The sequence below is a fragment of the Neisseria sp. HMSC055H02 genome (assembly GCF_001813335.1).
In the GTDB taxonomy this organism is placed as follows: domain Bacteria; phylum Pseudomonadota; class Gammaproteobacteria; order Burkholderiales; family Neisseriaceae; genus Neisseria; species Neisseria sicca_C.
The window spans coordinates 1-884 of record NZ_KV812083.1; the positions used below are offsets into that span (position 1 = coordinate 1).

The following is an 884-nucleotide window of genomic DNA, read 5'->3' on the forward strand; positions in this document are numbered from 1 at the left end:
AGTACAATACTCAACTTTGAAGGTCTAACCATGGCATACTCTGCGGACTTAAGAAACAAAGCTTTAAACTATTACGAACAATGCAAAAACATCAGCCAAACCGCAGCAACGTTTAACCTGTCAAGAAACACGCTTTACCTGTGGATTCGCCTTAAAAAACAAACAGGCAGCCTAAAACATCAAGTTACCGGTCTAAATGCCGTCAAATTGGATAGGCAAAAACCGGCTCAATATGTTGGGCAACACCCGGATGCCTGTCTGCATGAAATCGCCAAACATTTTGATTGTACGGCAGCCGCCGTTTGCTATGCACTCAAACAGATGAGGATGACGCGAAAAAAAAGACCGCCACTTACAAAGAACAAGACCCGGCCAAAGTAACGCATTATTTGACACAGCCGGCCGAATTTTCCGACTACCAACGCGTTTATTTGGATGAAACAGGATTTGACCGCCACCTGTTCCGTCCCTATGCCCGCAGCCTGAAAGGGCAAATAGTGAAAGCGCAGATAAGTGGAAAAAGATACCGACGCTTATCTCCGGTGTCCGCACAAGTCGGCAACCGGCTGATTGCTCCGATGGTTTATCAAAATACGATGACCGGAGTCTTTTTTGAAGCGTGGTTTCAGCAATGCCTACTGCCCGCATTGACTCAAAAACCGGTGATTATTTTAGATAATGCACGATTTCACCGTATGGGTGTCTTACGGGAAATGGCGGAAAATCGGGACATAAGGTATTGCCTCTTGCACCTTATTCGCCTGAGCTCAACCCGATTGGGAAGGTGTGAGCGAATATTAAGCGGCATCTGCGAACCGTATTGTCTGATTACGCCCGATTTGACGATGCGCTGCTGTCCTATTTTGATTTTAATTGACTATAAA

At 45.7% G+C, this 884-nt stretch carries 1 pseudogene; it reads left to right on the plus strand.

Features of this window, described 5'->3' with window-relative positions:
* Positions 1-30 precede the first annotated feature (30 nt).
* Positions 31-884 (plus strand): annotated as a pseudogene (locus HMPREF2907_RS11690) (IS630 family transposase); the annotation flags it as partial.